The sequence below is a fragment of the Micromonospora sp. CB01531 genome, from assembly GCF_001905095.1.
Classification (GTDB): domain Bacteria; phylum Actinomycetota; class Actinomycetes; order Mycobacteriales; family Micromonosporaceae; genus Micromonospora.
In genome coordinates, this window is the sequence record NZ_LWLS01000084.1 from 25,890 (window position 1) to 52,577 (window position 26,688).

The 26,688-nt window shown below is 70.1% G+C and carries 27 protein-coding genes; 25 read left to right on the plus strand and 2 right to left on the minus strand.

The window, feature by feature from the left end; genetic code table 11:
* Positions 1–213 precede the first annotated feature (213 nt).
* Complete coding sequence (locus A6A27_RS25325) at positions 214–1,083, plus strand: AraC family transcriptional regulator (RefSeq protein WP_073837155.1); 870 nt, start codon at positions 214–216, stop codon at positions 1,081–1,083.
* A gap of 344 nt (positions 1,084–1,427) precedes the next feature.
* Here A6A27_RS25325 and A6A27_RS25335 read toward each other — a convergent pair whose 3' ends face one another.
* The gene (locus tag A6A27_RS25335; RefSeq protein WP_241825446.1) at positions 1,428–2,390 is read right to left on the minus strand and encodes a GlxA family transcriptional regulator; all 963 of its coding nucleotides are present in this window, start codon (positions 2,388–2,390) and stop codon (positions 1,428–1,430) included.
* Positions 2,391–2,638: 248 nt separating this feature from the next.
* On the opposite strand from A6A27_RS25335, the gene A6A27_RS25340 reads away from it, so the two are divergent.
* From A6A27_RS25340 to A6A27_RS44405, 8 genes are all read left to right on the plus strand, one after another.
* Positions 2,639–3,205: a dihydrofolate reductase family protein gene (locus A6A27_RS25340; RefSeq protein WP_073837157.1), complete on the plus strand. Its 567-nt coding sequence runs from the start codon at positions 2,639–2,641 to the stop codon at positions 3,203–3,205.
* A gap of 116 nt (positions 3,206–3,321) precedes the next feature.
* Positions 3,322–4,029, plus strand: a complete 708-nt coding sequence (locus A6A27_RS25345) for a DJ-1/PfpI family protein (RefSeq protein ID WP_073837203.1) — start codon at positions 3,322–3,324, stop codon at positions 4,027–4,029.
* 31 nt (positions 4,030–4,060) lie between these two features.
* On the plus strand, positions 4,061–4,459 hold the full coding sequence (locus tag A6A27_RS25350) for a nuclear transport factor 2 family protein (RefSeq protein WP_073837158.1): 399 nt from the start codon (positions 4,061–4,063) through the stop codon (positions 4,457–4,459).
* A 4-nt stretch (positions 4,460–4,463) separates the two neighbouring features.
* On the plus strand, positions 4,464–4,844 hold the full coding sequence (locus A6A27_RS25355; RefSeq protein ID WP_073837159.1) for a VOC family protein: 381 nt from the start codon (positions 4,464–4,466) through the stop codon (positions 4,842–4,844).
* Positions 4,845–4,979: 135 nt separating this feature from the next.
* Complete coding sequence (locus A6A27_RS46205) at positions 4,980–5,360, plus strand: hypothetical protein (protein WP_241825447.1); 381 nt, start codon at positions 4,980–4,982, stop codon at positions 5,358–5,360.
* A 116-nt stretch (positions 5,361–5,476) separates the two neighbouring features.
* Complete coding sequence (locus tag A6A27_RS25365) at positions 5,477–6,103, plus strand: dihydrofolate reductase family protein (RefSeq protein WP_073837161.1); 627 nt, start codon at positions 5,477–5,479, stop codon at positions 6,101–6,103.
* Positions 6,100–6,882: a DUF899 domain-containing protein gene (locus A6A27_RS25370; protein WP_073837162.1), complete on the plus strand. Its 783-nt coding sequence runs from the start codon at positions 6,100–6,102 to the stop codon at positions 6,880–6,882. The genes A6A27_RS25365 and A6A27_RS25370 overlap by 4 nt, the downstream gene beginning before the upstream one ends.
* Before the next feature lie 283 nt (positions 6,883–7,165).
* Positions 7,166–8,902: a DJ-1/PfpI family protein gene (locus A6A27_RS44405; protein WP_158074043.1), complete on the plus strand. Its 1,737-nt coding sequence runs from the start codon at positions 7,166–7,168 to the stop codon at positions 8,900–8,902.
* Between the two features lie 412 nt (positions 8,903–9,314).
* Here A6A27_RS44405 and solA read toward each other — a convergent pair whose 3' ends face one another.
* Complete coding sequence (gene solA / locus A6A27_RS25380; protein WP_073837163.1) at positions 9,315–10,466, minus strand: N-methyl-L-tryptophan oxidase; 1,152 nt, start codon at positions 10,464–10,466, stop codon at positions 9,315–9,317.
* Between the two features lie 473 nt (positions 10,467–10,939).
* Here solA and A6A27_RS25385 point away from each other — a divergent pair, with 473 nt between their 5' ends.
* The 16 genes from A6A27_RS25385 (at position 10,940) to A6A27_RS25460 (ending at position 26,674) form a co-directional block, all read left to right on the plus strand.
* Positions 10,940–12,967 carry an oxidoreductase gene (locus A6A27_RS25385; protein WP_073837164.1) on the plus strand — a complete coding sequence of 676 codons (2,028 nt, stop codon included), beginning with the start codon at positions 10,940–10,942 and terminating at the stop codon, positions 12,965–12,967.
* Between the two features lie 70 nt (positions 12,968–13,037).
* Positions 13,038–14,114 (plus strand): class I SAM-dependent methyltransferase, encoded by a 1,077-nt coding sequence (locus A6A27_RS25390; RefSeq protein WP_073837165.1) that lies wholly within the window; start codon positions 13,038–13,040, stop codon positions 14,112–14,114.
* Positions 14,114–14,425 (plus strand): hypothetical protein, encoded by a 312-nt coding sequence (locus tag A6A27_RS25395; RefSeq protein WP_073837166.1) that lies wholly within the window; start codon positions 14,114–14,116, stop codon positions 14,423–14,425. Before A6A27_RS25390 ends, A6A27_RS25395 begins: the two co-directional genes overlap by 1 nt.
* Positions 14,425–14,811: a hypothetical protein gene (locus A6A27_RS25400; protein ID WP_073837167.1), complete on the plus strand. Its 387-nt coding sequence runs from the start codon at positions 14,425–14,427 to the stop codon at positions 14,809–14,811. Before A6A27_RS25395 ends, A6A27_RS25400 begins: the two co-directional genes overlap by 1 nt.
* Positions 14,812–14,872: 61 nt before the next feature.
* The gene (locus tag A6A27_RS25405; RefSeq protein WP_073837168.1) at positions 14,873–15,991 is read left to right on the plus strand and encodes an ABC transporter substrate-binding protein; all 1,119 of its coding nucleotides are present in this window, start codon (positions 14,873–14,875) and stop codon (positions 15,989–15,991) included.
* Between the two features lie 19 nt (positions 15,992–16,010).
* Positions 16,011–16,835 carry an ABC transporter ATP-binding protein gene (locus A6A27_RS25410; protein ID WP_083672842.1) on the plus strand — a complete coding sequence of 275 codons (825 nt, stop codon included), beginning with the start codon at positions 16,011–16,013 and terminating at the stop codon, positions 16,833–16,835.
* A gap of 13 nt (positions 16,836–16,848) precedes the next feature.
* Entirely contained in the window at positions 16,849–17,703 is an 855-nt protein-coding gene (locus A6A27_RS25415; protein ID WP_073837169.1) for an ABC transporter permease, read from the plus strand.
* Positions 17,700–18,545 (plus strand): SDR family NAD(P)-dependent oxidoreductase, encoded by an 846-nt coding sequence (locus tag A6A27_RS25420; RefSeq protein ID WP_241825448.1) that lies wholly within the window; start codon positions 17,700–17,702, stop codon positions 18,543–18,545. Before A6A27_RS25415 ends, A6A27_RS25420 begins: the two co-directional genes overlap by 4 nt.
* A gap of 30 nt (positions 18,546–18,575) precedes the next feature.
* Positions 18,576–19,940, plus strand: a complete 1,365-nt coding sequence (locus tag A6A27_RS25425) for a M20/M25/M40 family metallo-hydrolase (RefSeq protein WP_073837170.1) — start codon at positions 18,576–18,578, stop codon at positions 19,938–19,940.
* Positions 19,937–20,761 carry an alpha/beta fold hydrolase gene (locus A6A27_RS25430; RefSeq protein ID WP_073837171.1) on the plus strand — a complete coding sequence of 275 codons (825 nt, stop codon included), beginning with the start codon at positions 19,937–19,939 and terminating at the stop codon, positions 20,759–20,761. The genes A6A27_RS25425 and A6A27_RS25430 overlap by 4 nt, the downstream gene beginning before the upstream one ends.
* Positions 20,758–21,222, plus strand: coding sequence for an Ohr family peroxiredoxin (locus A6A27_RS25435; RefSeq protein WP_073837172.1), 465 nt, complete (start codon positions 20,758–20,760; stop codon positions 21,220–21,222). Before A6A27_RS25430 ends, A6A27_RS25435 begins: the two co-directional genes overlap by 4 nt.
* Positions 21,209–22,195: an EamA family transporter gene (locus A6A27_RS25440; protein WP_073837173.1), complete on the plus strand. Its 987-nt coding sequence runs from the start codon at positions 21,209–21,211 to the stop codon at positions 22,193–22,195. The genes A6A27_RS25435 and A6A27_RS25440 overlap by 14 nt, the downstream gene beginning before the upstream one ends.
* 45 nt (positions 22,196–22,240) lie before the next feature.
* A complete protein-coding gene (locus A6A27_RS25445; protein ID WP_073837174.1) occupies positions 22,241–23,083 on the plus strand; it encodes an IclR family transcriptional regulator in 843 nt (280 codons plus the stop codon).
* 79 nt (positions 23,084–23,162) lie between these two features.
* The gene (locus tag A6A27_RS25450) at positions 23,163–24,359 is read left to right on the plus strand and encodes a CaiB/BaiF CoA transferase family protein (RefSeq protein WP_083672846.1); all 1,197 of its coding nucleotides are present in this window, start codon (positions 23,163–23,165) and stop codon (positions 24,357–24,359) included.
* Positions 24,360–24,396: 37 nt separating this feature from the next.
* Positions 24,397–25,236, plus strand: a complete 840-nt coding sequence (locus A6A27_RS25455) for a cyclase family protein (RefSeq protein ID WP_073837176.1) — start codon at positions 24,397–24,399, stop codon at positions 25,234–25,236.
* The gene (locus tag A6A27_RS25460) at positions 25,229–26,674 is read left to right on the plus strand and encodes an MmgE/PrpD family protein (RefSeq protein ID WP_073837177.1); all 1,446 of its coding nucleotides are present in this window, start codon (positions 25,229–25,231) and stop codon (positions 26,672–26,674) included. Before A6A27_RS25455 ends, A6A27_RS25460 begins: the two co-directional genes overlap by 8 nt.
* Positions 26,675–26,688: the final 14 nt, after the last annotated feature.

The window sequence follows — 26,688 nt, forward strand, 5'->3', positions numbered from 1 at the left end:
CCCTACGAAGAGCGTTCGGGCACAACTGCCGTACCCCCGCGAATCGATCCATCACGTCATCCCCAACCGGAACGTGCAAGCCGCCGCTGAGCGAAGCGTCCTGACCGGTAATGCGTTGGCGCCGCGACGGTGCAGGTACATGATCGGATCGGACCGCAACGGTCGGGCGGGACCGGGGTCCTTCGGCCAGGCTTGACGTCGAAAGGAGGCCTCGTGATCTCGGCACTCAACCGGCTTGTCGACCTTGTCGAGGAGCACCTCACCGAGGAGTTCGACGTCACCGGACTGGCCAGGGCGGTCGGCACGACCGAATACCACCTGCGGCGGATGTTCTCGTCGTTGGCCGGCATGCCGCTGTCGGAGTACGTGCGCCGGCGCCGCATGACCGTCGCCGCTGCCGACGTCGTCCGAGGCGAGGACGATCTGCTGAGCATCGCCGTCCGGCACGGATACGGCTCGGCCGAGGCGTTCGGACGTGCGTTCCGGGCGGTCCACGGCGCCAACCCAGGTGACGTTCGCCGCGACGGAGGCCCCCTTCGCACACAACCGCAGCTCAGGTTCCGCCTGACCGTCGAAGGGAGCATCCCCATGGACACCCGCATCGTCGACCGCCCCGCGTTCCGGCTCGTCGGACACGCAGCCCGGGTTCCGCTGATTCATCAAGGCATCAACCCGCACATCCAGCAGCACATCACGGCACTGCCGTCGGAGGCGCATCTGCGGCTGAAGGCCCTCGGCGACACCGAGCCGGGCGGCCTGCTGCAGGTCTGCGACGACCTCGACCCCGACGGCACGGAGGGCAGCGAACTGACCTACCTGCACGCGGTCGCTGTTTCCCGGGACACGCCAGCCCCCGACGACCTCGACACCATCGAGGTACCGGCCGGCATGTGGGCGGTCTTCCGCACCGCCGGACCCCATCCGCAGGCCCTGCAGAAGACGTGGGCCGCGACCGCGACCGAGTGGTTCCCTTCCAACCCGTGGCGTCTGCGGCCAGGGCCCTCGATCGTCGCGATCCTCGAGCGCGCGGACGACTTCAGCACCGCGACCTGCGAGCTGTGGCTGCCCGTCGAACCGATGTGACGGACCCTGCGGGATGTGCTGGAGACCAGACACGCCGGCCCCCGGCGTCCGATTACGGATCATGCGCTACCCGGTGGCTTCACTTGACGCTTCTATGACTCGTCAAGGCCTCCCGGCCGGGCGAGCAAGCGTCCGGAGGGACACGTACCAACGGACCGGAGGCTGCCCCGCGCAGCCCACCGATACCAGGGCGTGAACACGATCAGCACACCCACCACCGGCCACCGGCCACGAGGAGCCGCCCTGGGCGCAGGATTCCACCTCCACGCCCACGCGGCCCCACCACGGTGGGAAACGATCCCGGAAGCCCATCCGACTCAGGATCGCCAAGCTGATCAGAGACGCTAAGAGTTCCGACGGTGGACTGTTCGGTACTGCGTCGGCGAGATGCCGAACCATGCGCTGAACGCCTGGCGCAGGGTTTCGCCGGAGCGGAACCCGGTCGCCTTGGCGATCGACGAGACGGTCTGGTCGGTGGTGACCAGGGCGGTGGCCGCTGCCTCCAGCCTCACTTGGCGGACGAGCCGGGCCGGGGTCTGCCCAGCGTGGGCGAGGAGCAGCCGGGTGAGGTGCCGTTCGCTTACACCGGCCACTGCGGCGAGCCGGGCGGTGGAGAGCTCCGTATCGGGATTGGCCGTGACGTGGTCGAGGACGCGCCGCACCACGGCGTGCTCGGGGCGCCGGGCACGCACGAACATGCTCATTTGCGCCTGGTTGCCCGGTCGCTGCAGGTAGGTGACCATGCCCATGGCCACCCATCGGGCCAACTCGGCGCCGTGGTCGGCCTCCACGAACGCCAGGGTGAGGTCAAGCGCCGCGGTGACGCCGCCGGACGTCCACACGTGATCGTCCCGCACGAAGATCGGTGCAGGGTCGAATCGGACCGCCGGATACGCGGCGGCCAACTCGGCCGTATGGTGCCAGTGGGTGGTTGCCCGCCGACCGTCCAGCAGCCCAGCCGCAGCCAGCACGCTCGCACCGGTGCACACCGACGCCACGCGGCTCGAACTGCGGGCCAACCTCTGGACCTGAGCAAGCAGGCTGCGGTCCGCGGCGGCCGCGGCGTGCCCAAGACCGCCGGAGACGACGAGGGTGTGCGTGCGGCTCACATCCTGCAGCGCCACTTGGCTGGACAGCTCCAGCCCGGAGTCACAGCGCACCGCGCCGCCGGACAGCGTGGCAAACCGCACGGCGTACGCGGGCGTCACGCCGAGCCGGTTGGCCATGTTGAGACAGCTGGTGACGCTCGCAACGTCCACCAGTTCGATGCCGTCATAGCCGACGACGACCACACGTCGCTCGTCCACGGTGCCATCGTAGGAGCGCATGAGGCCGTCCGGCAGGACACGTTTCCCAGAATCTCGGACATGATGGCCGCCGCACCTGTTCCCACAGGTGCGCGGCGAATACGGTTCGACCTCGTGGAGCTACACCGAACTCGCGCCCGGCGAGAGGGTGCTCTCGGCCGTATTAACGCTGTCGCTGACGGATCGCCCGGCTTCGCGTGGCGCCTTGTCAACAACACCCACGCCCTCTACCGAAAGAGACACACCGCATGGGCAGGCTGGTAGTAACCGAATACATATCCGTCGACGGAGTCGTGGAGGCCCCCAGCGGCAGTGAGCAATTCGCACGCACGGGCTGGAGCGATCACTTCTCCCGCGGCCAAGAGGGCCAACAGTTCAAGGTCGACGAGACGATGGCGGCAGATGCCCAGCTGCTCGGACGCGTCACGTACGAGCTGTTCGCGGCATCCTGGCCGCAATACGAGGGCGAGTTTGCCGACAGATTCAACCGAATGCCGAAGTACGTCGTCTCTTCTAGGCTGAAGGACCCGGAGTGGGAGAACACGACGGTCCTCAAGGGCGATCTGATCGAGGAGGTCACCGAGCTCAAGAGACAGTACGAGCGGGATATTCTGGTGCACGGCAGCCCGCAGCTGTCTCAAGCGCTCATTGAGCACGACCTGGTCGATGCCCTGCACCTTCTCGTGTATCCGATCATCGTCGGCGCGGGCAAGCGCCTGTTCGGCGGCACGAGCGGGACGAAGCGTCTGCGGGTCGCCTCGGCACGAACCTTCGGCGACGGCGTTCACCTCCTGATCTACGAACGCGCCGCCTGACGGACATACCTGCACTTCATACGCGCGTTCACAGCATGACGCTGACACAGCAGGGAGCAGCAGAGTGAGCCGCGGCAGGAGCGATGTTCAGCTTCGATGTAAGGGAGCGTGCCGAGATGCAGATCGCGGTCCTGCTTTATCCCGGCACCACCGCCCTCGATGCGGTCGGCCCGTACGAGGTGCTCAGCCGCATGCCGGGCGCCGATGTTCGCTTCGTGGGCACGGAAACCGGCCCGCTGCTCGCCGACGGGGGTGCCCTGCTGCTCGGCGTGACGCACACCCTCGCCGAGACGCCGGCACCGGATCTCGTGCTGGTGCCGGGCGGACCGACGACGCCAACCGCGATGGTGGACAAGAAGGTCCTCGCTTGGCTGCGGTCCGTCCACGAGGCCACGACGTGGACCGCCTCCGTGTGCAGTGGCGCGGTGATCCTGGCCGCCGCGGGAATCCTGAAGGGCCAGCCTGCGACCACCCACTGGGCCGCGATGGGACCGTTGCGGTTGATGGGCGCAGTGCCCCGGCCGGACGAACGGATCGTGCGAACCGGCAAGGTCGTCACGGCGGCGGGCGTGTCAGCTGGCATCGACCTGGGGCTCTGGCTGGTCGGTGAAATCGCCGGACGAAAGTTGGCCGAGTCGATCCAACTCACCATCGAATACGACCCGCAGCCACCGTTCGACGCCGGCCACACGGGCAAGGCCTCCGGACCGGTCCGCAAGCGCGCCAAGCAGCTGCTCGACGATCGGACGGACTTCAAACAGACGCTGGTCAAGCCGAGGATCGCCTGGAACCGACTGATCGACTTCGTGCGTACGGGCAGGTGATCCCTGCATGACCGAAGCGAAAGGAAATGTCATGACCGATCCCACCACTGCCGATGTACTCGAGCTCGGCCGGCGTTGGGCCGAGGCCGAGCAGCGCGCGGATGTCGAGACGCTCGACGCGCTCACCGTCGCCGACTTCGCGCTGGTCGGGCCACTGGGCTTCGTCTTGGACAAGCAGCAATGGCTGAACCGGTACCGCACGAAAGACCTGATCACCACATCGCTGACCTGGGGCGAGGTCACGGTGCGCGCCTATGGCGACGCGGCCGTCGTAATCGGGCTGCACACTCAGCAGGCGAGTTATCGTGGGCAGCCATCGGACGGGCAGTTCCGTGCGACGCACATCGCCGTCCGCGCCGGCGAACGGTGGCAGCTCGCCGGCATTCAGCTCAGCCCGATCGGTGCCTTCCGACCCCCGGAAGGAATTTGACGTCATGGCTGTACAGCTCAACCACACCATCGTCCATGCGCATGACGCCGCCGCGTCGGCGAGTTTCCTGGCCGAGATCCTGGGCCTGCCAGAGCCGACCCCGTTCAGCCACTTCATGGTCGTCCATCTCGACAACGACGTGTCGCTGGACTTCCTGGCCGTCCCCAACGTGCGGCCGCAGCACTACGCGTTCCTCGTCGGCGAGTCCGACTTCGACGCGATCTTCGGCCGCATCCGCGAGCGCGGCTTGTCGTACTGGGCTGATCCCCTTCACCGGCAGGCCGGCCAGATCAACACCAACGACGGCGGTCGCGGCGTGTACTGGGAAGATCCGAACGGCCACAACCTGGAGATCATTACTCGTCCCTACGGCAACGGAAGTTGACGTGTCCTACAAGCCCAGGTGCCGCCGCGACACGGGTGAACTGAGCGGGCACGGTCCCCCGCTGATTCGGAGCCTTACTGGGGTACCGCCGCCTCGGCGGCACGGTTCACTACCTGATCACTGGCACGCGGCGGCTTGCTGTTCGTTCCCGAGGGTGGCGTGCACGTATTCTGCAACGAGGCAGGCGAGCGGGCGTCGATTTTGCTGCTGTTCGTGCCGGGCGCGCGCGAGGACTACTTCGAGACGCTGGAGAAGTTCGCGCACGGCTTCACGACGACCGAGGAGGAATGCGCCGACTTCGTGAGCCGCTGCGCGGCGTTTGCCGACCTGGGCATCGACCACGTCACCGTCATCACGACCGGGCCATGGACCGCCGAAGGCGTCGCCACGCTCGTGGAGGCCGCAGACAGATCGTCGCTCTCGGCACCGCTGCCTCCGTCAGACCGTCCTAACCCCTGCGGCCACTTGGGACGGAGGGAGACGGGTGTACTCGTGCACGGCGGACAGTGCACGTGAGACCTGTTCGGGTCGGTCCGGTGGGCCGCCCACAAAGGAAGCGTTCATGGCCTGGTGACTTGCGAAGGGTAACGCCAGAGATCTAAACAGGCGACGCACCCGTAGAGGAGAGAGCAATGAGCAAAGTGACCTGCGACCTGTCGATCTCGTCCGACGGTTACTCGGCCGGGCACAACCAAACCGAGGAGCGCCCGTTCGGTGACGACGGCGGAGACGGCTGGGGCAACAAGCTGCACGCCTGGATCTTCGAAACCGCCGAGGAGAACCGAGCTGAGGTAGACCAGATGACGGCGGCCAGCGTATTCGTCATGGGGCGCAACATGTTTGGCCCCGTGCGTGGCGAGTGGGATCGGGAGTGGAAGGGGTGGTGGGGCGACGATCCACCGTTCCACGCTCCGGTCTTTGTGCTCACCCACTACCCGCGCGACCCGCTGCCGATGAACGGCGGCACCACGTTCCACTTCGTCACCGACGGAATCGAATCCGCGTTGAGACAGGCGTGCGAGGCGGCTGGGGACGGCGACGTGTCGATCCTGGGCGGCGCGACCACGATCAACCAGTATCTCGCCGCCGGCCTGATCGACGAGCTGCGGTTGCACATTGTGCCGTTGACGCTCGGCGGCGGCACGCGACTCTTCGACGGCGTCCCGCCGCTGAATCTCGAGCAGGTCAAGTCGCGGGCAGCCAGCTCGGTCACGCACGTGACCTATCGATGCCACGACACACTGCGGAGAACACGATGACGACCACGACGGGCGACCCGGCCGCCGCGCTGCCCGGCCGCCCGCCCGTGGTCGACCTGGCCACCTGGCAGGCCGCCCGTGACGAGCTTCTGGGGCGCGAAAAGGCCCACACCCGCGAGGGCGACGCCATCGCCGCAGCCCGGCGTCGGCTGCCGATGGTGGAGCTCGACGGGACGGTCAAGGTCGTCGGTCCCGACGGTCCGGTCCCGTTCCTGGACCTATTCCAGGGCCGCGACGAGCTCGTGGTTTACCAGCACATGTGGTACGACGGCGCGCCGCACCAGGGGCAGTGCGAGGGCTGCACCACCACGGCCTGGCACCTGAAGGACGCCGTCTACCTCAACGCCCGCGGCGTCTCGTTCGCCATCCTTACCACTGGCCGTTGGGACGAGGTGGCCTCCTACGTCGAGTTCATGGGCTACACCCAGCCCTGGTACTCGGTGCACGACGTGGATGCGCCGGTCGGCGGCAGCATGGGTTACCTCACCTGCTTTCTGCGCGACGGCGACCGCGTGTTCCTCACCTACTCGACGACGGGCCGTGGCACCGAGCCGGTCAACGGGTCCTTCCGCCTGCTCGACATGACGCCCTACGGCCGCGGCGAGGCGTGGGAGGACAACCCCGATGGCTGGCCCGAGGGGCGGAACGCGTGCTGGTTCTGGCGCTCGGACGCGGACGGAAACGCCACCGGGGGCCCGACCAGCCGCCCCGTGCCGCAGTGGACCCGCCCCGGCGCGACTCCCGTGGAGACCCTCGGCCGACACGGCCACCCACACTGACGGGCCTTCGTCGACGGCGCCGTGTGAGGGCGGGCGGTCCGATCAATCTGTTCACGGCTGGCGCTCCTGGTGCCCTTCGGGAAGTGCGCTGGCCGACAGGCCCACGACGATCTGGGCGGCGCAGACCGGTGGGCCCGAACGCAGTACCGCGACGTGTGGGCTGTCCACAGATCGGCTGACACCGAGTTCCGGGCAATGCCAGGCCGGCGGACGATCGGCGCGTCAAACGGCGGTCCGGCCGAGCCACGGCGTTCCCTCACAATCAACGGTTTTGGAGACCACGATGCAACCCGTCTTCCGGTTCTGCGTCCATCTCCTCGAGATGGTCGCGGCCATGCTGGCCGGCATGTTCGCGCTGGGACCACTGTGGGCGTTGGCGCTGCCGGTCACGATCGCGCAAACGGACGTGCACACGCTCACGATGGCCACCGACATGGCCATCGGCATGGCGGTGTGGATGCGGATCCGCGGCCACGGCTGGGCCGGCATCGGCGAGATGACCACCGCGATGTACGCGCCGTTCATCGTGCTGCTCGTGCCGTACTGGTTCGGCGCCGTCTCCGCCGGAGTCGTCATGACCGGCGGCCACGTGCTGATGGTGATCGCGATGGTCGCGGTCATGCTGCGGCGGCGGTCGGAGTACACGCACGGCGGGCACCGGCTGCCGCGCGTCGTGGTACGGATCGGCGCGGTGGTGCTGGCGCTGGCGGTACTGCCGGTATCGGTCGGTGCGACGGTCGCCGCGGTGAACACGCGAAGCGTGTACGCGCCGGCGCCCTCGCCGGGAGCTCCGGCGCCGGTATCACGTCCCTTCGACCCGGCGCTGCCGACCGCAGTCGTGGTGCTCGGTGCCGAGGGGGCGAACATCGCGGACGCGTTCGGACCGTTCGAGGTGCTGGCCGTCACGGGGCGCTTCAACGTCCCCACCGCCGCCCCGACCCCGACGCCGGTCACCCTGACCGGCGGTCTGGACCTGGTGCCCGATGTCACGTTCGAGTCCCTGGCGACCCGGCTCGGCGGCCGCGCCGCGGACGTGGTCGTGGTGCCTGCCATGCCACGCACCGACGAGCCGGCGGTGCTGGACTTCCTCCGGCGGCAGGCCGACGGCGGCGCGTTGATGCTCAGCGTTTGCTGGGGCGGCGGTGTCACCGCGGCAGCCGGGGTGCTCGACGGGCACACCGCGACGTCGCACTGGTACTACCTGGACGGCCTGGAAAAGGACTTCCCTGACGTGCGGTGGCAGCGCGGCGTCCGCTACGTCGACGACGGTCAAGTCGTCAGCACGGCTGGCGTACTCTCCGGCATCGACGGCACGCTGCGGGTGATCGAGCGCCTGGCCGGCACGCAGGTTGCCGCCGCCGCGGCAGAGGCCGTGGGCTGGCGCCACTACTCGCCCGGAACCCCCCTGCCGATTCCCGTGCAGCGCTTCGGTGTCCGCGACGCGATCGCCGCGCTGAACCTGTCGTACCGCTGGGACGCGCCGACGGCCGGGGTCCTGCTGACGGAGGGCGTCGGTGAGCTCGAACTCGCCTCGGTGTTCGTCACCTACACCGAGGCCGTCTACGCCGCCCGGACGCTCGCGCTGTCGCCGGGGGCCGCAACCGTCCGCTCCCGGCACGGGCTGACGTTCGTGCCCCGGGCGACGCTTGCGGAGGCACCACAGCTGGACCGGCTGCTGGTGCCCGGCGCGGCGGCCGCCGCCCGGCACGACGCGCCCGCGACGCACGACCTCGGGCCGACGTATCTGCACGCGGCGCCCGGTTTCGCCTTCGACGGGCCGCTGCGCGACATCGCGGCCAACCTCGACGTCGCCTCGGCGGCGTGGCGGGCCAAACTGCTGGAGTACCCCGCGGGAGACATCACGCTCACCGGCCCTGGCTGGCCCTGGGACCGTACCCTCCGCCCGATCGTCCTGGCACTGGCCGGCCTGGCCCTGCTCGCCGGTGGGCTGGCCGTCCAGCGGCGCCGGGCACGCCGGCCGGTGCAGGTGGACGACCACCCCGCTCCGGCGGCCGCGTGAGGAGTTTTCGGTCCCAAGTGCCACCTCCCGTTTGCCGGCCCTCGCCCATGACCTAACCAGGAGGACCATCTTGAACAGCGACACGAACCCTCGACCCTGAACGCGACCAACCCGGCTCAGCAACGTGCGCACCATCCCGATGCAGGCCGTCTGAGCAGCATGTTCCCGCTCGCGAGCCTGCCTCTGCTCGTGATCCGCCAGGTGCTGTGGGGCGTCGGCGCATCCTTGGGTCACAACCCTCCCGCAAGCGCGGTCGAGTTCGCCGATCATTTCGCCCGGGCTTGCGTTGGGGGCCAGCGTGTGGCGCTCCAAGCGCGGCCTTCCAATCTGTCGGCCTGGCGCGGATCCGGCACACCCCGGCCTCGGTCGGCCTCCTGTTCGGCGCGGCGGACAGTGGTCAGTCTCGGCCGGCTCAGACGTGACCTTGGAAGTCGCGCCGCGGGTCGAACAGGCTGATGGGGTGGACCGTCGAGCCGCTCGTCGCCAGGTCGGCGAGGATCTCGCCGACGACCGGGACGAACTTGAAGCCGTGGCCGGAGAATCCGCAGGCCACGGTGACCTGCGGGTGCTCCGGGTGCGTCGCGATCACGAAGTGCTGGTCGGGCGTGTTGGTGTACATGCAGGTCGCCGCTCGCAGCAATCGACCCGGAAGGGCAGGCAGGACTCCGGCCAGGTGTTCCCGCATGTCGTCGATCTCCTCCGGGTGCACCTGCCGATCGATGGTCTCCGGGGTGCAGACCTGACCGCGCCGGAAGAACGCCACCTTGGCACCGCCGTCGGGCCCGTCGATGGCCGGAAAGCCGTAGATCTGGGTGCCGGCGCCGTCCTCGTGGATGTAGATGGGATGCCGCTCGGGCTGGAAGGGGCCCACCCCGGTCTCCGGCTGGAACCAGTACATGACCTGCCGCTCGACGATGAACGGCACACCGAGGTCGGCGAGGAGTGCCGGGGCCCACGCCCCGGGGCAGACGACGAGCCGGCCAGCTGTGTAGAAACCCCCATCGGTCGTCACTCGCACGCCGCCGTCGGGCAGCGCCTGCCATCGCAGTACCGGCTCGTTGTAGCGGAGGTCGGCGCCGTGCCGTCCGGCCAGCTCGAGGTGAGCGGTCACGGTCGCCTCGGGGCGGACGAAGCCAGCCTTGGCCTCGAAGAGCCCCACCTCCTCATTCCGGGGACTGAAGGTTGGGAAGCGGCGACGTAGCTCGCTTGCGTCGAGGATCTCGTGCGGCAGGTCCCACTCGCGCGAAGCGCGCAGACTGCCGGCGAAGGTGTGACTCTCCGGCCGGCCGACAAACACTCCGCCGGTGAGCGAAATGATCTCCCGTCCGGCATCGCGTTCCAGCTTGTCCCACAGTTCGTAGGCTCGAAGCAGAAGCGGCACGTAGGCCGGATCCTCGAAGTACGACTGCCGGGTGATACGCGAGCCGCCGTGGCTGGAGCCGCGGTCGTGCGCCGGCCCGAACTGCTCCAGACCAAGCACACGCTGCCCCCGCGCGGCCAGGTGGTAGGCGGCGCTGCTGCCCATGCCGCCGAGCCCCACGACGATGACGTCATAAGCCGCCATTTCTACGCCTCCCGTCTCCCTGCGTCATTCGACCAGGACGCTACCCGCCTGGCACGCTGCTGCCGCACAAGATCCAAACGGGCGCCTCTCGCACAGCGAACCGCCCCTTGGTCAGCTCGCAACGCCGTTTGGTCGGGCATTGGTGTGAGGGTCAGTTGAACCCTTCGCCCGACCCGCACCGTCCGGCGGTCACCCGGGCGTCGGAGTGGGCCCGACGGCGTGCGGCGGGACGGGTCCGGCACGCGTACGCGGCCGCCGGGTACGACCGGACCGACTGATAGATAAGCGTCTCTGTCGGCCGTTCGGCTGGGCAGAACAGCAGGTCAACCGGGCTTCGATCCCGAATGTTACTCGTCGGTAGCCCATTGACGGCCACGAACGCCAGTCCTACCGTTCCACTCAATCGAACGGCGTACGGTTCACACGAACACTCCTCGGCCCAGCCGAGCACGGCCCGAACAGGAAGGCCGAGCATGCCTGATGACAAGCTCCGTACCCTCCTCTCCCCAGTTCAGCTCGGCTCCGTCCAGCTCCGCAACCGGGTCTTCGTCCCCGGGCACACCACCAATTTCGGCCGGGACAACGTGCCCACGCAGCGGCTCGTCGCCTACCACGAGGAGCGCGCCAGCGGCGGCGTCGGCCTGATCATCACCGAGGCGATCCGGGTCCACCCGACCAGCGCGGGGCGCAGCATCAGCCTCGGCAGCTTCGACGACTCGTCGATCCCGGTGTACGCAGCGACGGCCGAGGCGGTCCACGCCCACGGCGCGCACATTTTCGCCCAGATCATGCATGCCGGTCGGCAGGCCAACGGCGATGCCACCCGTACCGCCGCCTGGTCGTCGTCCCCGGTGCCCTGGGCGGCCGGCGCGCACGTACCGCATGCCATGGGACGTCGGGACATCGCGGTGATCGTCCACGCGTTCGCCGCAGCCGCCCGGCGGATGCGGCAGGCCGGCTTCGACGGGCTGGAGGTGCATGCCGGACACGGCCACCTGCTCCAGCAATTCCTCTCCCCGCACACCAACACGCGCGTGGACGAGTACGGCGGCAGCCTCGACAACCGAATGCGGTTGACCCGGGAGGTGTTGACGGCAGTGCTGGCCGCCGCTCCCGAGTTGCCCGTCGGACTGCGGGTCAGCGCCGACGAGTTCCTGCCCGGCGGACTCGACCCGGCGGCGGTGCTGGAGATCGTCGGCAAGCTGCGCGCCGAGTTCCCGCTGGCGTACGTGCACGTCAGCCACTCCGCCTATCACGGCAGCTACACGCTGGCGACGCAGATCGCCGACATGACCTTCGGCCACGCCCCGTTCCGGCACCACGCCGCGTTGTTCAAGCAAGAGTTCCCCGACCTGCCGGTGCTGGCGGTGTGTCGGCTCGACAGCCTGCCCGAGGCGGCCGAGCTGATCGCCGCCGGCGAGGCCGACCTGGTCGGGCTGGCCCGTCCGCACATCGCCGACCCGCACCTGGTGCGCAAGGCGGCCGAGGGCCGCCAGCACCAGACACGCGCCTGCCTGGCCTGCAACCAGGGGTGCATCGGCCGGTTGGAGGCGAGCCTGCCGATCTCCTGCGTGGTCAATCCGGAGGTCGGCGCCGAGCGGGAATGGTCGCAGGCTTGGCCGGAGCTGCCCGGGCCGGCCGGTACCCGCCGGGTCCTCGTGATCGGCGGTGGTCCCGCCGGTCTGGAGGCCGCGATCGCCGCCCGGCGAGCCGGGCACCAGGTGACCCTGGTCGAGGCACGCGAACGGCTCGGCGGCCAGGTGGAGTTGGCCGCGCGGGTGCCCGGACGGCAGCGGTTCGGCCTGCTCACCCAGGACCTGGCGCGCGACGTGCAGGCCGCCGGTGTGCAGGTACGGCTCGGCCGCCGGATCAGCGTCGAGGAGGTGCTGGCCGGCGACTACCAGGACGTCATCCTGGCGACCGGGTCCCGACCCGCCCGCCGGTCGCTGCCGGACGGCCCACCGGTGATCGACCTCTGGCAGGCGGTCGACCGCCTGGCTGATCCGGCCTTCCGGCCCTCTGGCGCCATGGTGGTTCTCGACGACGAGGGCACCTGGGCGGCGGCCTCGATCGCGGAAAACCTCGCTCGGCGCGGAGCCCGCGTCCACCTGGTCTCCCCCACCGCCGGGTTGAGCGCCCGGATCACGACGTACTCGCGGCTGGCACTGCTCAAACGCTTCGCGGACCTGGGAGTCGTGGCCCATCCACTACGGACCGTCCGCGCGGCCGGCGCTTCGGCGGTCACCCTCACCGGCCCGCTCGCCGGCGACGACCTCCGCCTCGACGAGGTCAACGCGGTAATCGATGCCGGCTCGGCGCTCGCCGCCGACGAGCTGTACCGACAGCTCGACGCATTGCCCGACGGCCCGCGAGTCCACCTCGTCGGCGACGCCAACGCCCCCCGGACCGCCTTCGAGGCCGTCTACGAGGGGCGGTTGGCGGGCGCTTTCCTTGGCAGCTACGACACCGCCTCCGCGCAGCGGGTGCTGCACGCTCACTGACCCGTCCACCCGGTCGTCCGGCCCGCCTGGTCCGACCGTCCCCCACCACAGTCCGAAGAGGAGACAAGGCATGTTCGATGTCGAGGGGCGCCTCACCTTGGATGAGCGTTCCGCCGTGGATTTCGTCCTCAGTCTGCGCAAGCGCTGGGCGGACACTGTCTACCCCGCTCTGCGCCAGGAGTACGGCGCCACCGGCTCGCCGGCGACGACAGTCGCTGACGCCGGGCAGGTGCTGCGCGGCCTCCCGCTGTACCCGTGGTTCAGCCACCTGGAGCGGGTACAGCAGAAGATGTTGTGGAAGCTCGCCGGCGACGCGGTGCTGAGCCGCCGCGATGAGCTGACCGACCAGATGAAGGCGCTGCCCGAGCAGCCCAAGGGCTCCCTCGAGCTGGACCCGGGGCTGGACCTTCCGGACTGGTACACCGATTACGACATCCACATCCAGCCGGGGAGCTTCTTCTCCGACGACATGTCGGCGTATGTGTACGAGTTCGGGGCGCGCATCGTCATGCTGCGCGACAACGACGGCTACAAGTTCCACAAGCTGTTCACCGAGACCGCGCTGCCGGAGTTGCCGGCGGCGACGCGGGTGGTCGACATCGGCTGCGGGTTCGGCAAGAGCACTCGCCCGCTGGTGGGCCGGTACCCGACGGCGCAGGTGATCGGCATCGACCTGGCCGCCCCTGGGCTGCGGCTCGCCCACGCCGAGGCGGAAGCGGCCGGGCTGGCCGTCGACTACCGCCAGGCCGACGGCCGGGCGACCGGCTTCGAGGCCGGCAGCTGCGACGTGGTCACCGGGACGATGGTGCTGCACGAGATGCCGGCCGACGCGATCCGCGAAACGATCGAGGAGGCGGCCCGCCTGCTCAAGCCGGGCGGCTCGCTGCGGTTCCTGGAGTTCATGCTCACCGGCGACCCGCTGCGCGACGCCACCATCTATGAGCACGCCGAGCGGAACAACGAGCCCTTCTTCCGGGCCCTGTTCGGCTCCGACCTGATCGCGGTGTGCACCGAGGCCGGGCTCACCGATGTGTCCTGGACCCCGTTCGACGAGCGCCGAAACGGCGTCCAGCCGCAGGGCTGGGGCGACCGTTCGGAGTGGCACTTCCCCTGGGCCGTACTGACCGCGACCAAGCCGGAGGCGTGATGAGCACCGAGTTCGACTACTTCGGAGACCCCAAGGTCGGCAAGCTGCTCGACCTGCTGTTGCAGCTCTCCACCGAGCTGCACGTGACCCGGCAGCGGTTGCGCGTCGTGGAGGCGTTGCTGGTCCGCGGGAACATCCTCGGCGCGGGCGCCGTCGACGGTTTCGTGGCCGGGCAGGAGGAGCAGCAGGTCCTCGACCGCGAGCGGGACGAGCTGCTGGCCCGACTGATGCGCATCCTCACCGAGCACGGTCCCGCCGAGCACCCGCTGCGGGACCAGTGGGAGGCGGCGCTGAGCGGCAAGACCGGCTGATGGATATCCACGACGGGGTCCGACTGGTCGACCACTACCTGCAGTTGTGCGAGGACCGCCAGCTCGACGAGGCCGGCCGGTTCCTCGCGCCGGGAGCGCGGCTGGTCTTCCCCGCCGGCCGGGAGTACTCCTCGCTGGAGCAGATGGCGGCCGCGTCGACCGGAACCTACCGGTGGGTCCGCAAACACCGCGACCGGTACCTGGTGGGTGACGCCGAGGGACGGATCTCGGTGACCTCACTCGGGCGGCTGTACGGGCAGTGGCACGACGGCAGCCCGTTCGACGGCATCCGCTATGCGGACGTGTTCGTCCTCGACGACTGGCTGATCGTCGAGCAGCACGTCTACAACGACCTGGCGATCGCCGCCTCGCTGCTGAACACCTGATTGACGGCCGGCCGCCATCGGCGGCCGACCGGACCTTCCGACTGATGACGAGGTGTTGGAGATGAAACGCACGTGGGGTTTGCTGCCGGCGGCACTGGCCGCCGCGCTGGTCCTGTCCGCATGCGGCAGTGGCTCCGATGAGGGGTCCACGGCCGGCGGCGGGACCAAGGAGGCCAAGGTGACAATGGCGATCGCCTCCGCGGTGATCGGCCCCAAGGAGGAGGTGGCCGTATACGCGGTCGCCAAGGAGCTCGGCTACTTCGCCGACGAGAAGCTGAGCGTCGACACCATCAACGCCGACGGTTCGGTCGCCGCGCTGCAGGCGGTCGCCTCGGGCAGCGCCGACATCACCGCCGCCGATTCCGGCTCGGTGCTCGGCGCGGCGGAGAAGAACGTCCCGATCAAGGCGATCGGCGGCCTGGTGCAGAACTGGCCCTGGGTGATGGCGGTCAAGCCGGACAGCACCATCGCCGGCGGCGCCGACCTGCGCGGCAAGAAGATCGGTGTGATCAGCCTGGCCTCCGGCTCCGCCCCGTACGCCCGCGCCTACGTCCGGGCGGCCGGGCTGGACCCGGCCAAGGACGTCGAGTTGCTGCCGGTGGGTGTCGGTGCGCCGGCCGCCACCGCGCTCAACGAGGGCAAGGTCGACATGCTGGCGCTCTACACCCAGGCGTACGCGGTGATCGAGAACTCAGGCACCCAGCTGAAGTACTTGACCAACCCGGACACCTTCACCGGCATCCGCTCGCTGACCTTCAGCGTCGGGGCGCGCGACTTCGCCGGCAAGCGCGACGTGTACACGCGGTTCCTGCGCGCGGCGTACAAGGCGATGCTCTTTTCGGCGAAGAACCCGGACGCCGCCATGCGGATCGGTTACAAGGTGTTCCCGCAGATCCTGGCCGGCAAGAACGTCGACGAGCGGCTGGCTGCCGACACCAAGAGCCTGACGGCCTGGCTGAAGACGGCGACCCCGGCCAGCGGCACGCCGGAGCAGTTCGCCGACTGGGGCGCGATCAGCGACCAGGAGTGGGCGAAGACCCAGGCGTACACCAAGGAGGCCGGACAGATCACCGGCGAGGTCGACATGAAGAAGCTGTGGGACCCGAACCTGCTCTCCGGTGCCAACAACTTCGACAAGGCGGCGGTGCTCGACAAGGCCGCCCACTACACCGCCAGCTAGCGTAGCGGAAGGGATTTCGATGGCCATCAAGGCGGCGGCCCGCGCGACGCAGACCCCGGCATCGGTGTCGGAGAGTTCGTGGATCGAGATCGCCGGGCTGGACAAGGAGTACCGGCCCCGCAAGTCGGCCCCGACTCAGGCGCTCAGCGACATCAATCTGACCGTGCGTCGCGGCGAGTTCATCTCGGTCGTGGGACCGTCCGGGTGCGGCAAGACCACATTGCTGAAGATCCTCGCCGGGTTGAGCCCGAAGACCGGGGGGACCGTGCGGATCGCCGGGCGGGACGTCACGAAACCCCTTCCCGAGGTCGGGATGGTGTTCCAGGCGCCGACCCTGCTGCCCTGGCGCACCATCTTCGACAACGTGATGGTGCCGGCGGAGATCCAGAAGCTGGATCCCCGCCGGCACCGGGAACGCGCCCAGCAACTGTTGGACATGGTGGGCCTGAACGGCTTCGAGCGTAAGTACCCGCACGAGCTCAGCGGCGGCATGCAGCAGCGGGCCGGTATCTGCCGGGCGCTGGTGCACGACCCGGCGGTGCTGCTGATGGACGAACCGTTCGGCGCGCTCGACGCGATGACCCGCGAGTACATGAACGTCGAACTGCTGCGGATCTGGCAGGAGAGCGGGCAGACGATCGTGCTGGTCACGCACTCGATCCCGGAGGCGGTCTTCCTTTCCGACCGGGTGGTCGTGCTCAGCCCGCGACCGGGCCGGATCGCCGAGATCATGCCGATCGACCTGGGCCGGCCCCGTGACCTCAGCGTCATGTCCTCCGACCGGGCCGGGATCTACGTGGACCGGATCCGCCGACACTTCAACGCCGCCGGCGTAATCGACTGACGGGGAGGCAGCCATGGCAACAACCAACCTGGTCGACAAGCTGGCCGAGCCACCGACGTCGGCGGCCACCGGCGCCGCCCGGCGCCGCCTGGACTTCCGGGAGAAGCCGCAGCTCTGGCTGGTCCCGGCGGTCTTCGTCGTGGTCGTGCTGCTGTGGGAGTACGGCATCCAGCTGATCGGTGTCGACGAGTACGTCCTGCCCCGACCCTCGCAGGTGGTCGACTCGCTGTGGCGGCAGCTCGGCGACGACCTGTTCTGGGGTCACTTCTGGGTGACCAGCCAGGAGGCGCTGGTCGGGTTCGTCATCGGCGTGGGGGCCGCGGTGCTGCTGGGCACCTTCATCTCCCAGGTCAAGGTCGTCGAGGCCACCCTGATGCCCTACATCGTGGCCTTCCAGACCGTGCCGAAGGTCGCCCTCGCCCCGCTGTTCGTGGTCTGGTTCGGCTTCGGCCTGACCAGCAAGGTGGTCATGGCGGCGGTGATTTCGTTCTTCCCGATGCTGGTCAACGTCATCGAGGGGCTACGGGCAGCCGACGCCGACAAGATCCAGATGCTGACCGTGTTCGGGGCGAGCAAGACGCAGATCTTCCGGATGGTGCGGCTGCCCAGCGCGCTGCCGTTCATCTTCGCCGGCCTGGACATCGGCATCGTCTTCGCCATCCTCGGCGCGGTCGTCGGTGAGTTCATCGGCGCCAAGGAAGGCCTCGGCTACCTGCTGCTCCAGACGAACTACAACTTCGACATCGCGGGCATGTTCGCCGTACTGGTGGTCCTGTCAGTGATGGGTCTGCTGGCTCACTTCGTCATCCGGCTGGTGCAGAAGCGGGTGGCCTTCTGGGCCGAGGAGACCAAGGTGATCGGCGCGTGACGACCGTGGACGGGACCGTCGTCACGGGCGCGGGGCACCGGTCGGGCCGGGCGTCCGCCCGCCCGGCCGGTGACGGGCCCGGGAACCTGGAGCAGGCCATGAGCAGTGACCCGAACCGGTTCGACGGCCGGGTGGCCGTGGTCACCGGCGCGGCACGCGGCATCGGCGCCCGCATCGCCGCCACCCTCGCCGAGCGGGGGGCCACGGTGGCCCGCGCCGACGTCCTCGACGACTGGGACAGCGACCTGTCCGGCGGGGCGCACACCCGGCACCTGGTGGACGTGCGGTCGGCGCAGTCCTGCGCCGAACTGGTCGCGGCGGTCCTGGACCGGCACGGCCACCTGGACCTCCTGGTCAACAACGCCGGCGTGGTCCGCCGCGGGCCGGCGGCGACGATGTCCGAGGAGGACTTCACCACCGTCCTCGACGTCAACCTGACCGGTACGTTCCGGATGTGCCAGGCCGCTTACCCGGCCCTGCGGGACGCCCGCGGCGCGGTGGTGAACATCGGCTCCACCAACGGGCACATCGCGGTGCTGAACACGCTGGGCTACTGCGTGAGCAAGGCCGGCGTCATGCACATGGCGCGGGTGCTGGCCCTCGAATGGGCACCGGACCACATCCGGGTCAATGCGGTCGGGCCGACCATCGTGCCCACCGACATGACCTCCGACGTACGCGGCGACCCGGCGTACCTGGCGGACAAGATGGCCACGATCCCGTTGGGTCGGATGGCGGAGCCGCAGGACGTCGCCAACGCGGTCGCCTACCTGCTGAGCGACGCCGCCGCCATGATCACCGGCCAGACGATCTTCGTCGACGGCGGCGTCACCATCCACTGAGCCCCTGCCACCCCTGTGTGAGGAACCCGCATGCCACACCCTGACACCGCAGCCGCCTTGGCGGCGGTCGACGCGCACTTCGACGAGTTCGTCGAGGAGTTACAGCAGCTGTGCCGCATCCGCAGCCGCCGGCAGGAGCCGGAGCAGATGGCGGCCACGGCCGAGTTCATCGCCGGCTCGGTACGCCGCTGGGGCGGCAGCGCCGAGATCATCCCCTGGGAGCAGTCCTACCCGTACGTGCTCGCCGAGGTGCCCGGGGACGGTGATCGGGCCCTGCTGCACTTCACCCACTACGACGTGGAGGTCGAGCCGGCCGGGGACGACGCCGACTGGATCAGCCCGCCGTACGCGGCGGAGATCCACGACGGGCGGCTCTACGCCCGCGGCGTTGCCGACGACAAGGGCGTCGTCATGTCCCGGATCCACGCGGTGGCGGCCTGGCGGCTGGCCGGCCTCACCCCGCCGGTCACCAGCAGGATCATCTTCGAGGGCAAGAAGTGGCTGCACAGCCCCGGCCTCGGCTCCTTCGTGCGGGCGCACGCCGGCCGACTGGCCAGCGACGCGGCGCTGTGGGAGAACTCCTGGCTCGACGGCGACGACCGGCTGCTGCTCAAGCTCAGCGAGAAGGGCGTGCTCTACCTGCGGCTCACCGCGCAGACCCTGCCCCGGGACCTGACCAGCCAGAACACCGCGCTGCTGCCCGCCGCCACGGCCCGGCTGGCCGCCGCCCTGGCCCAGTTGCAGCGCCCTGACGGTACGGTGACGATCCCCGGCTTCGCCGACGACGCCCGCCCGCCGACCGACGCGGAACGGGAACTGCTGGCGAACGTGGCGTTCGACGGGGACTTCCTCCGCAAGCGGGCCGAGGTCGAGCGGTTCACCGGGGACCTCGACGACCGGCAGGCGGCGCTGGCCATCCGTACCGTGCCGACGCTGACCGTCGCCGGGTTCACCGGCGGCGACATGCGCGACGATGTGACGCTGGGCATCCCGTCGACCGCGTCGGCGAAGCTGGAGATCCGGCTGGTCCCCGGCCAGGACCCGGAGCGGGTGCTGGGCTGCCTCCGGGACCACCTGGCGGCGACCGGCTTCGGTGACCTGCGCATCGAGGTCATGGCCACCAGCCAGCCCAACAGCACCGACCATCGCGACCCGTTCGTCGCGCTGGTCGCCGACGCGGCCCGCCGGGTGTACGGAACGGAGCCGGTGGTCGAGCCGTACACCCAGTGGATCGGCAACCAGGGGGTGCTCGCCGACCGCCCGATCGTCGGGATCGGCGTGTCCCGGGCCGATTCCGGGGTGGACGGTCCCAACGAGCACATCCGGCTGGACGACTACCGCGCCGGCATCAAGCACGTCATCGAGATCATGGCGGCCATGGCGGTGGCGAAGTGAGCCGGGCGCGCGGGGTGGCCCGCCGGGCATACGTCGACCTGCCGTGGGGACAGGTGCACTACCGCCACGGCGGCGACCCCGACCGGCCGGTACTGCTGATCCTGCACCAGTCCCCGCTGTCCTCGGCGACCTACGACGCGGTCGTCGATCCCCTGGCCCGGCGGGGCCTGCGGGTCGTCGCCCTGGACACGCCGGGGTTCGGGATGTCCGACCCGCCGCCACGCCCCTGGTCCATTCCCGAATACGCCGACGCCGTGTGGCAGATCGCCGACGCCCTCGGACTGCCCCGGCTGCACCTGCTCGGGCAGCACACCGGCGCGATCATCGGGGCCGAGGCGATGATGCGGGCCTCCCAGCGGGTGCACCGGCTGATCCTGCAGGGCATCCCGCTCTACGACGAGCAGGAGCGGGCGGAGAAGAAGCGGTCGTACGCCCCGGGTTACCTCCCGGCGCGTGACGGCGGGCACCTGCGGGTGATCTGGGACCGGGTGTACGGCCTCTACCCGAGACTGACCCCGGAGGAGGCGAACCGGCAGGTCACCGAGTACCTGTTGACCGGACCGGACTACGCCACGGCGTACCGGGCGGTCTTCGACCATCACGTGGACACCGCGGCGTTGGACGCGCTGCCCATCGTGCTGCTGCACGGGGCCGACGACCTGCTCGACCGGATGACGCCGCAGGTGCGGGCCGCGCTGCCGCACGCGCCGCTGGTCACCATCCCCGGCGGGACGGACTTCGTCGCCGACGAGCAGCCGGAGGCGTTCGCCGACGCGGTGGCCGCGCAGGTGCAGGCGGACCTGGAAGGGGGGCCGGCATGAGCATCGGGACACCGGCCGAGGTCGCGACGGCGGTCCCGGCGAACGTCATCTACACCGCGGCGGTGCGGGTGTCGGGCGGGCGGGGCGGGTCGGCCCGGTCGCTGACCGGGTCGCTGCGGGTCGACCTCACCCGGCCGGCCCAGCGGGGCCCGGCCGCGGTGGGCACCGATCCCGAGGAACTCTTCGCCGCCGGTTACGCGGCCTGCTTCGACAGCGCGCTGGCCATCGCCGCCCGCCAGGTGGGGGCGAAACCGGGGCCGACCACGGTCACCGCCTCAGTCTCCCTCGGGCAGACCGAGGCGGGCCGGTACGCCATCGCGGTGGTGCTGGAGGTGTCGGCGCCGGAGTGCCCCCAGGCGGATCTGGAGCGCGCGGTGGCGCTGGCGGACCAGCTGTGCCCGTACTCGAACGCCCTGCGGGGCAACACTCCGGTGACGATCCAGGTCGATGGACACCGCTGACCTGTCCCGTGTCGCCACGGCGAGGCCCGTGGCGGCATCGCCGCGGCCTGCCGGCCCCGTCGCGCTGGGCGTCGGGCTCGGGGCGATCTACCTGCTCTGGGGATCGACCTATCTGGGCAACCGGGTTGCCCTGGAGAGCCTGCCTCCGATGGTGTGCACCTCGGCGCGGTTCCTGGCCGCGGCGCTGCTGCTGTTCGCGGTGGCGGCGTCGCGGCGGGGACGGGTCGCGCTGCGGCCGGCGCGGGGCGAGTGGGGCGGGGTGGTGGCCAGTGGACTGCTGATGGTCGGGGCAGGCAGCGCGCTGCTGGCCCTTGGGCAGCAGTACGTCCCGACTGGGCTGGCCTCGCTGCTGGTGGCCGGCATGCCGCTGTGGGTGCTGGTGCTCCGGTTGGGCGTCGGGCCGCGGCCGTCGTCGCTGGCGGCGGTTGGCGTACTGGGCGGGGTGGCGGGCCTGGCGCTGCTGTTCGCGGCGCCGGCCGGGCAGTGGCACCTCGGCGGGATGCTGCTGGTGGTGCTCTCCACGATGGTGTGGGCGCTGGGCTCGACGCTGGCACAGCGGCTGAGGTCGCCGGCGGACCATCTGGTCGGCACCGGGTGGCAGATGCTCGTCGGCGGGGTGGCGGTGGCGATGGCGAGCGTGGTCAGCGGCGAGGTGGGGCGGTTGCGGCTGGCGGAGGTGACCGGCCGCTCCTGGCTGGCATGGGCCTATCTGATGGTGGTCTGCACCGTCGTGGGGTTCAGCGTCTACACCTGGTTGCTGCGAAACGCACCGCTGCAATTGGCCGCCACCTACGCGTACGTCAATCCGGTGGTGGCGGTGCTGCTCGGCATGATGATGCTGAATGAAAGGCTGACCGGCCGGCAGGTGGTTGCCGGAGTGGTCGTACTCGCCTCGGTGGCGCTGGTCATCGCGGTGGAACGACCCCGGCAGGTCGAGGGTCTGCCGGCCGGCACACCTGTCGCACCCACCTGACGCCCGGCGGTTCCCGCCCACCTACGTCGACAGTAAGGACTGAGGATGACCACGACACCCGTCATTGACAATGACGTCAGCCGGACCCGGTCGGGGCTCGGACGTGCCCTTGATGTCATCAACATCATCGCCGCCCGGGCGCCGGAGACCCTCGGCGTGTCGACGATCGCGCGGGAGTTGGGGCTGCCGAAGGCGGTCGCGCACCGGATCCTCAAGGAGCTGGTGGCCGACGAGTTCCTCAGCTTCGACGAGGAGACCAAGCGGTACCGGCTCGGTGCCGGCGCGCTGACGGTGGGGCTGGCCGCGCTGCGCGCCCTGGACGTGCCGGACATCGCCCGGCGGTATCTGGTCCGGCTGGTGCGCACCAGTGGCGAGACGGCCACCTTGTCGGTGCGGCAGGGCTGGTACCGGGTCTACATCGACCAGGTGCTCTCGCCGCACGAGGTGCGGATGTCGGTGTCGCTGGGCACCAGCCATCCGCTGCACTCCGGGTCGTCGTCCAAGGCCATCCTCGCCGCGCTGCCCGACGCGGAGGTCGAGGACTATCTGGACAGCCAGCCGCTGGAGGCGGTCACCCCGTCCACGATCACCTCACCGGTGCGGCTGCGGGCCGAGCTGGCTCGGATCCGCCACCAGGGGTACGCGGTGAGCATGGGCGAGCGGCAGAGCGGTGCGGGAAGCGTGGCGGCGGCGGTGCGCTACTCCACGGGTCAGGTGTTCGGATCGATCTCGCTGTGCGGACCCCAGAACCGGTTCACACCCGAGGTATGCGCCGGGCACGGCGCCCTGGTCGCCGCGGCGGCGGCGGAGATCTCCGCCGAGCTGGGTTTCCGGGCACCCGCGCAGCGCGCAGGTGAGCCGGGTGAAGGTCGACCGGCACGCCGTTGACCCGGTAGGCACGACCGAAATTTCTGCTCAGCGGAATGCTCTTCCGCTGAACCGAGCGATGACTGGGGAGGTGGAACGGGTGAGCAACGGACCGCTGACAGGTCTGCGGGTCCTGGACGTCTCGACGATCCTCGCCGGGCCCCTGTGCTGTCAGATCCTCGGCGACTTCGGCGCCGAAGTAATCAAGATCGAGCACCCGACGATGGGTGACAGCATGCGTGGGCACGGCAAGTCCAAGGACGGCCATCCCCTGTGGTGGAAGGAGATCTCCCGCAACAAGCGGCTGATCGGCCTGAGCCTCTCCGCGCCGGAGGGGGCGGCGCTGCTGCTGCGCCTGGCCGCCCGGGCCGACGTGCTGGTGGAGAACTTTCGCCCGGGCACGCTGGAGCGGTGGAGCATCGGCCCCGAACAGCTGCACCAGGTCAACCCCGGTCTGGTGATCGCCCGGATCACCGGCTTCGGCCAGGCCGGCCCGTACGCCTCTCGGGCCGGCTTCGGCACCCTGGCCGAGGCGATGAGCGGCTTCGCCCACCTCACCGGCACCGCCGACGGACCGCCCACGCTGCCCGCGTTCGGGCTGGCTGACAGCATCTGCGGGATCGCCACCTCGTCAGCGGTGATGATGGCGTTGTGGCACCGGGAACGCTCGGGCCGGGGCCAGGTCATCGACATGAGCCTGCTGGAACCGATCATGACCGCCGTCGGTCCCGGTCCCACCGTCTACGACCAGCTCGGGGTGGTGGAACACCGGCAGGGCAACCGGTCCACCAACAACGCGCCCCGCAACACCTATCGGACCAAGGACGGTTCGTGGGTGGCCGTGTCCACCAGCGCCCAGGCCATCGCCGAGCGGGTCCTCCGGTTGGTCGGCCACCCCGAGGTGATCGACGAGCCCTGGTTCCGCACCGGCGTCGGGCGGGTGGCGCACGCCGACGAACTCGACGCGTACGTCGGCGCCTGGATCGGTCAGCGCACCCGCGACGAGGTGACCCAGGCGTTCGCCGAGGTCGGCGCCGCCGTCGCCCCGATCTACAGCGCCAAGGACATCGTCGAGGATCCGCACGTCCAAGCCACCGAGATGATCACCGTGGCCGACGACCCCGACCTCGGTCCGATGCGGATGCACAACGTGATGTGGCGGATGTCGGAGACCCCGGGCCGGATCCGGTTCACCGGCCGCGATCCCGGTGCCGACACCGACGCCCTGCTCGTCGACGAGCTCGGCTGCGACCCGACCGAGATCGCCGACCTGAAAGCCCGCGACATCGTCGCCTGACGACGCCGTGATGACAGCCGAAACGCGAGGAACCCCCGTGGCCACCACCGCCAGAACCGCCGACAGCCTGCTCGACGCCGTGCAGGCCGGCGTCACGATCTACGACCTGGGCCGGCCGCTCACCGTCGGCATGCCGCAGTCACCGAACCACCCGCCATTCTGGATCACCCTGCCGCGCCGGCACGGCGACACGGTCCGGCCCGACGGCGGCTCCGCCGCCAACGACCTGCTGGTGATGGGCACCCACGTCGGCACACACGTCGATGCCCTCGCGCACGTGTCCCACAACGGCCGGATGCACGGCGGGGTGGACGCCACCGCCGCGCAGGTCGGCGGCCGGTTCCACGAGTTGGGTGTGCACACCGTCGCGCCGATGGTCCGCCGGGGCGTCCTGCTCGACATCCCGGGCGCGCTGGCGCAGGAGAGCTGCCCGGCCGGCTACGAGATCACGGACGCCGACCTCGACGCCGCAGTGTGCCGGCAGGGCACGTCGGTGGGACCGGGCGACGTCGTGCTCATCCGCAGCGGCTGGGGGCGGCTGTTCGACCACGAGGACCGCACCCGCTACATCGGGAAGGAGTCTGGGGTGCCCGGGATCGGCGCGGACGGTGCCACCTGGCTGGCCGAGCGCCGGGTACACGCCGCCGGAGCCGACACCATCGCCTTCGAGTGCCTGCCGCCGGGCAAGGGACACAGCGTACTGCCCGCGCACCGCATCCTCCTGGTGGAACACGGCATCTACCTGATCGAGACGCTGGCGCTGGAGGAACTCGCCCGCGACGCGGTGTACGAGTTCACCTTCATCCTGTCGCCGCTGCCGCTGTACGGTGCCACCGGCTCACCGGTGCGTCCACTGGCGGTGATCAGCCGTGGCTGAGCCGACCCTGGGCCAGCGCCTGGCCGCCTTCGCCGCCGACACACCCGCCGACGCCCTCCCCGACGAGGTGGTCGCCAGCGTCCGCGCCCGGGTGCTGGACATCATCGGGCTCTGCGTGGCGGCGTACCCGCTGCCGACCAGTCAGGCGGCCCTGGCGTACGTCACCGAGCAGGGCGGCCGGGGCCAGGCCACCGTGGTCGGCCTGGCCGAGCGGGTGCCCGCGGCGCTGGCGGCGTTCGCCAACGGCGTGCTGGCGCACTCCCTCGACTACGACGACACGCACCTGCCGTCGGTGCTGCACCCCAGCGCGTCGGTGGTGCCGGCCGCCCTCGCCGCCGCCGAACTGGCCGGCGCGTCCGGCCGCGAAACGGTGGCCGCCATCGCAGTCGGCCTGGAGGTGTGTGTACGACTCGGCATGGCCGGCTACGACCGGACCGCTGGCAACTCGGTCTTCTTCGAGCACGGCCAGCACGCCACCTCGATCTGCGGGACGCTCGGCGGAGCTGTCGCCGCAGCCCGGCTGCTGGGGCTGGACGCCGACAGCACCCTGGACGCCCTCGGGGTGGCCGCCTCGATGGCCGCCGGACTGATCGAGGCCAACCGCAACGGCGGCACGGTCAAACGGATCCACTGTGGCTGGGCGGCGCATTCGGCGGTCAGCGCGGCGCTGCTGGCCCGGCACGGCGTGACCGGCCCACCGACGGTGCTGGAGGGACGGTTCGGCTTCTTCCAGGCGTTCCTGCGCGGAGAGTTCGACGCCGACGAGATCGTCCGAGGGCTCGGCACCGACTGGGCGGTGCCCGGCATCTTCTTCAAGCCGTACCCGGCCAACCACTTCACCCACGCCGCGATCGACGCGGCGATCGCGCTGCGGGAGCGGGGGCTGCCGGTCGACCAGATCGAGTCGATCACACTCGGCGTGCCGTCGCCGGTGATCCGCACCATCGGGCAACCCATCGAACGCAAGCGCGCCCCGCAGACCGGCTACGAGGCGCAGTTCAGTGGCCCGTACGCGGTCGCCGCCGGACTGTGCGGGGGCGGCGGGCTCGGCGTCGGGCTGGCCGACTTCACCGACGACCTGGCCCGTGAGCCGGCTCGCCGGGCCCTGATGGCAAAGGTCGAGGTAGTGCCCGACGAACGGTGCGACGCCATCTTCCCCAACCAGTTCCCGGCGGTACTGCGGGTGGTCACCCGCGACGGACGGGAGTGGACCGAGGCCGTCCTTGCCAACCGCGGCGGGCCGCAACGCCCGCTCAGCGAGGCCGAACTGGCGGTGAAGTTCCGCCACAACGCCGCGGCCGGGCTGCCGGCGCAGATCGCCGCCCAGATCGAGGAGGAGGTCCACCGGCTGGACCAGGCCCCCGACGTCCGGCAGCTGACCAGCTTGATCACGTGTGAGAGGGCCACCGACGCCGCGCCGGTGGCGCCGAGCCGCTGAACCGACAACGAGGA

Excerpts from the sequence above, each read along its gene's own strand:
- A6A27_RS25340 (WP_073837157.1), top strand. The coding sequence starts at position 2,639 with ATGGGCAGGCTGGTAGTAACCGAATACATATCCGTCGACGGAGTCGTG.
- A6A27_RS25345 (WP_073837203.1), top strand. The coding sequence starts at position 3,322 with ATGCAGATCGCGGTCCTGCTTTATCCCGGCACCACCGCCCTCGATGCG.
- A6A27_RS25350 (WP_073837158.1), top strand. The coding sequence starts at position 4,061 with ATGACCGATCCCACCACTGCCGATGTACTCGAGCTCGGCCGGCGTTGG.
- A6A27_RS25355 (WP_073837159.1), top strand. The coding sequence starts at position 4,464 with ATGGCTGTACAGCTCAACCACACCATCGTCCATGCGCATGACGCCGCC.
- A6A27_RS25365 (WP_073837161.1), top strand. The coding sequence starts at position 5,477 with ATGAGCAAAGTGACCTGCGACCTGTCGATCTCGTCCGACGGTTACTCG.
- A6A27_RS25370 (WP_073837162.1), top strand. The coding sequence starts at position 6,100 with ATGACGACCACGACGGGCGACCCGGCCGCCGCGCTGCCCGGCCGCCCG.
- A6A27_RS44405 (WP_158074043.1), top strand. The coding sequence starts at position 7,166 with ATGCAACCCGTCTTCCGGTTCTGCGTCCATCTCCTCGAGATGGTCGCG.
- solA (WP_073837163.1), bottom strand. The coding sequence starts at position 10,466 with ATGGCGGCTTATGACGTCATCGTCGTGGGGCTCGGCGGCATGGGCAGC.
- A6A27_RS25385 (WP_073837164.1), top strand. The coding sequence starts at position 10,940 with ATGCCTGATGACAAGCTCCGTACCCTCCTCTCCCCAGTTCAGCTCGGC.
- A6A27_RS25390 (WP_073837165.1), top strand. The coding sequence starts at position 13,038 with ATGTTCGATGTCGAGGGGCGCCTCACCTTGGATGAGCGTTCCGCCGTG.
- A6A27_RS25395 (WP_073837166.1), top strand. The coding sequence starts at position 14,114 with ATGAGCACCGAGTTCGACTACTTCGGAGACCCCAAGGTCGGCAAGCTG.
- A6A27_RS25400 (WP_073837167.1), top strand. The coding sequence starts at position 14,425 with ATGGATATCCACGACGGGGTCCGACTGGTCGACCACTACCTGCAGTTG.
- A6A27_RS25405 (WP_073837168.1), top strand. The coding sequence starts at position 14,873 with ATGAAACGCACGTGGGGTTTGCTGCCGGCGGCACTGGCCGCCGCGCTG.
- A6A27_RS25410 (WP_083672842.1), top strand. The coding sequence starts at position 16,011 with ATGGCCATCAAGGCGGCGGCCCGCGCGACGCAGACCCCGGCATCGGTG.
- A6A27_RS25415 (WP_073837169.1), top strand. The coding sequence starts at position 16,849 with ATGGCAACAACCAACCTGGTCGACAAGCTGGCCGAGCCACCGACGTCG.
- A6A27_RS25425 (WP_073837170.1), top strand. The coding sequence starts at position 18,576 with ATGCCACACCCTGACACCGCAGCCGCCTTGGCGGCGGTCGACGCGCAC.
- A6A27_RS25435 (WP_073837172.1), top strand. The coding sequence starts at position 20,758 with ATGAGCATCGGGACACCGGCCGAGGTCGCGACGGCGGTCCCGGCGAAC.
- A6A27_RS25440 (WP_073837173.1), top strand. The coding sequence starts at position 21,209 with ATGGACACCGCTGACCTGTCCCGTGTCGCCACGGCGAGGCCCGTGGCG.
- A6A27_RS25445 (WP_073837174.1), top strand. The coding sequence starts at position 22,241 with ATGACCACGACACCCGTCATTGACAATGACGTCAGCCGGACCCGGTCG.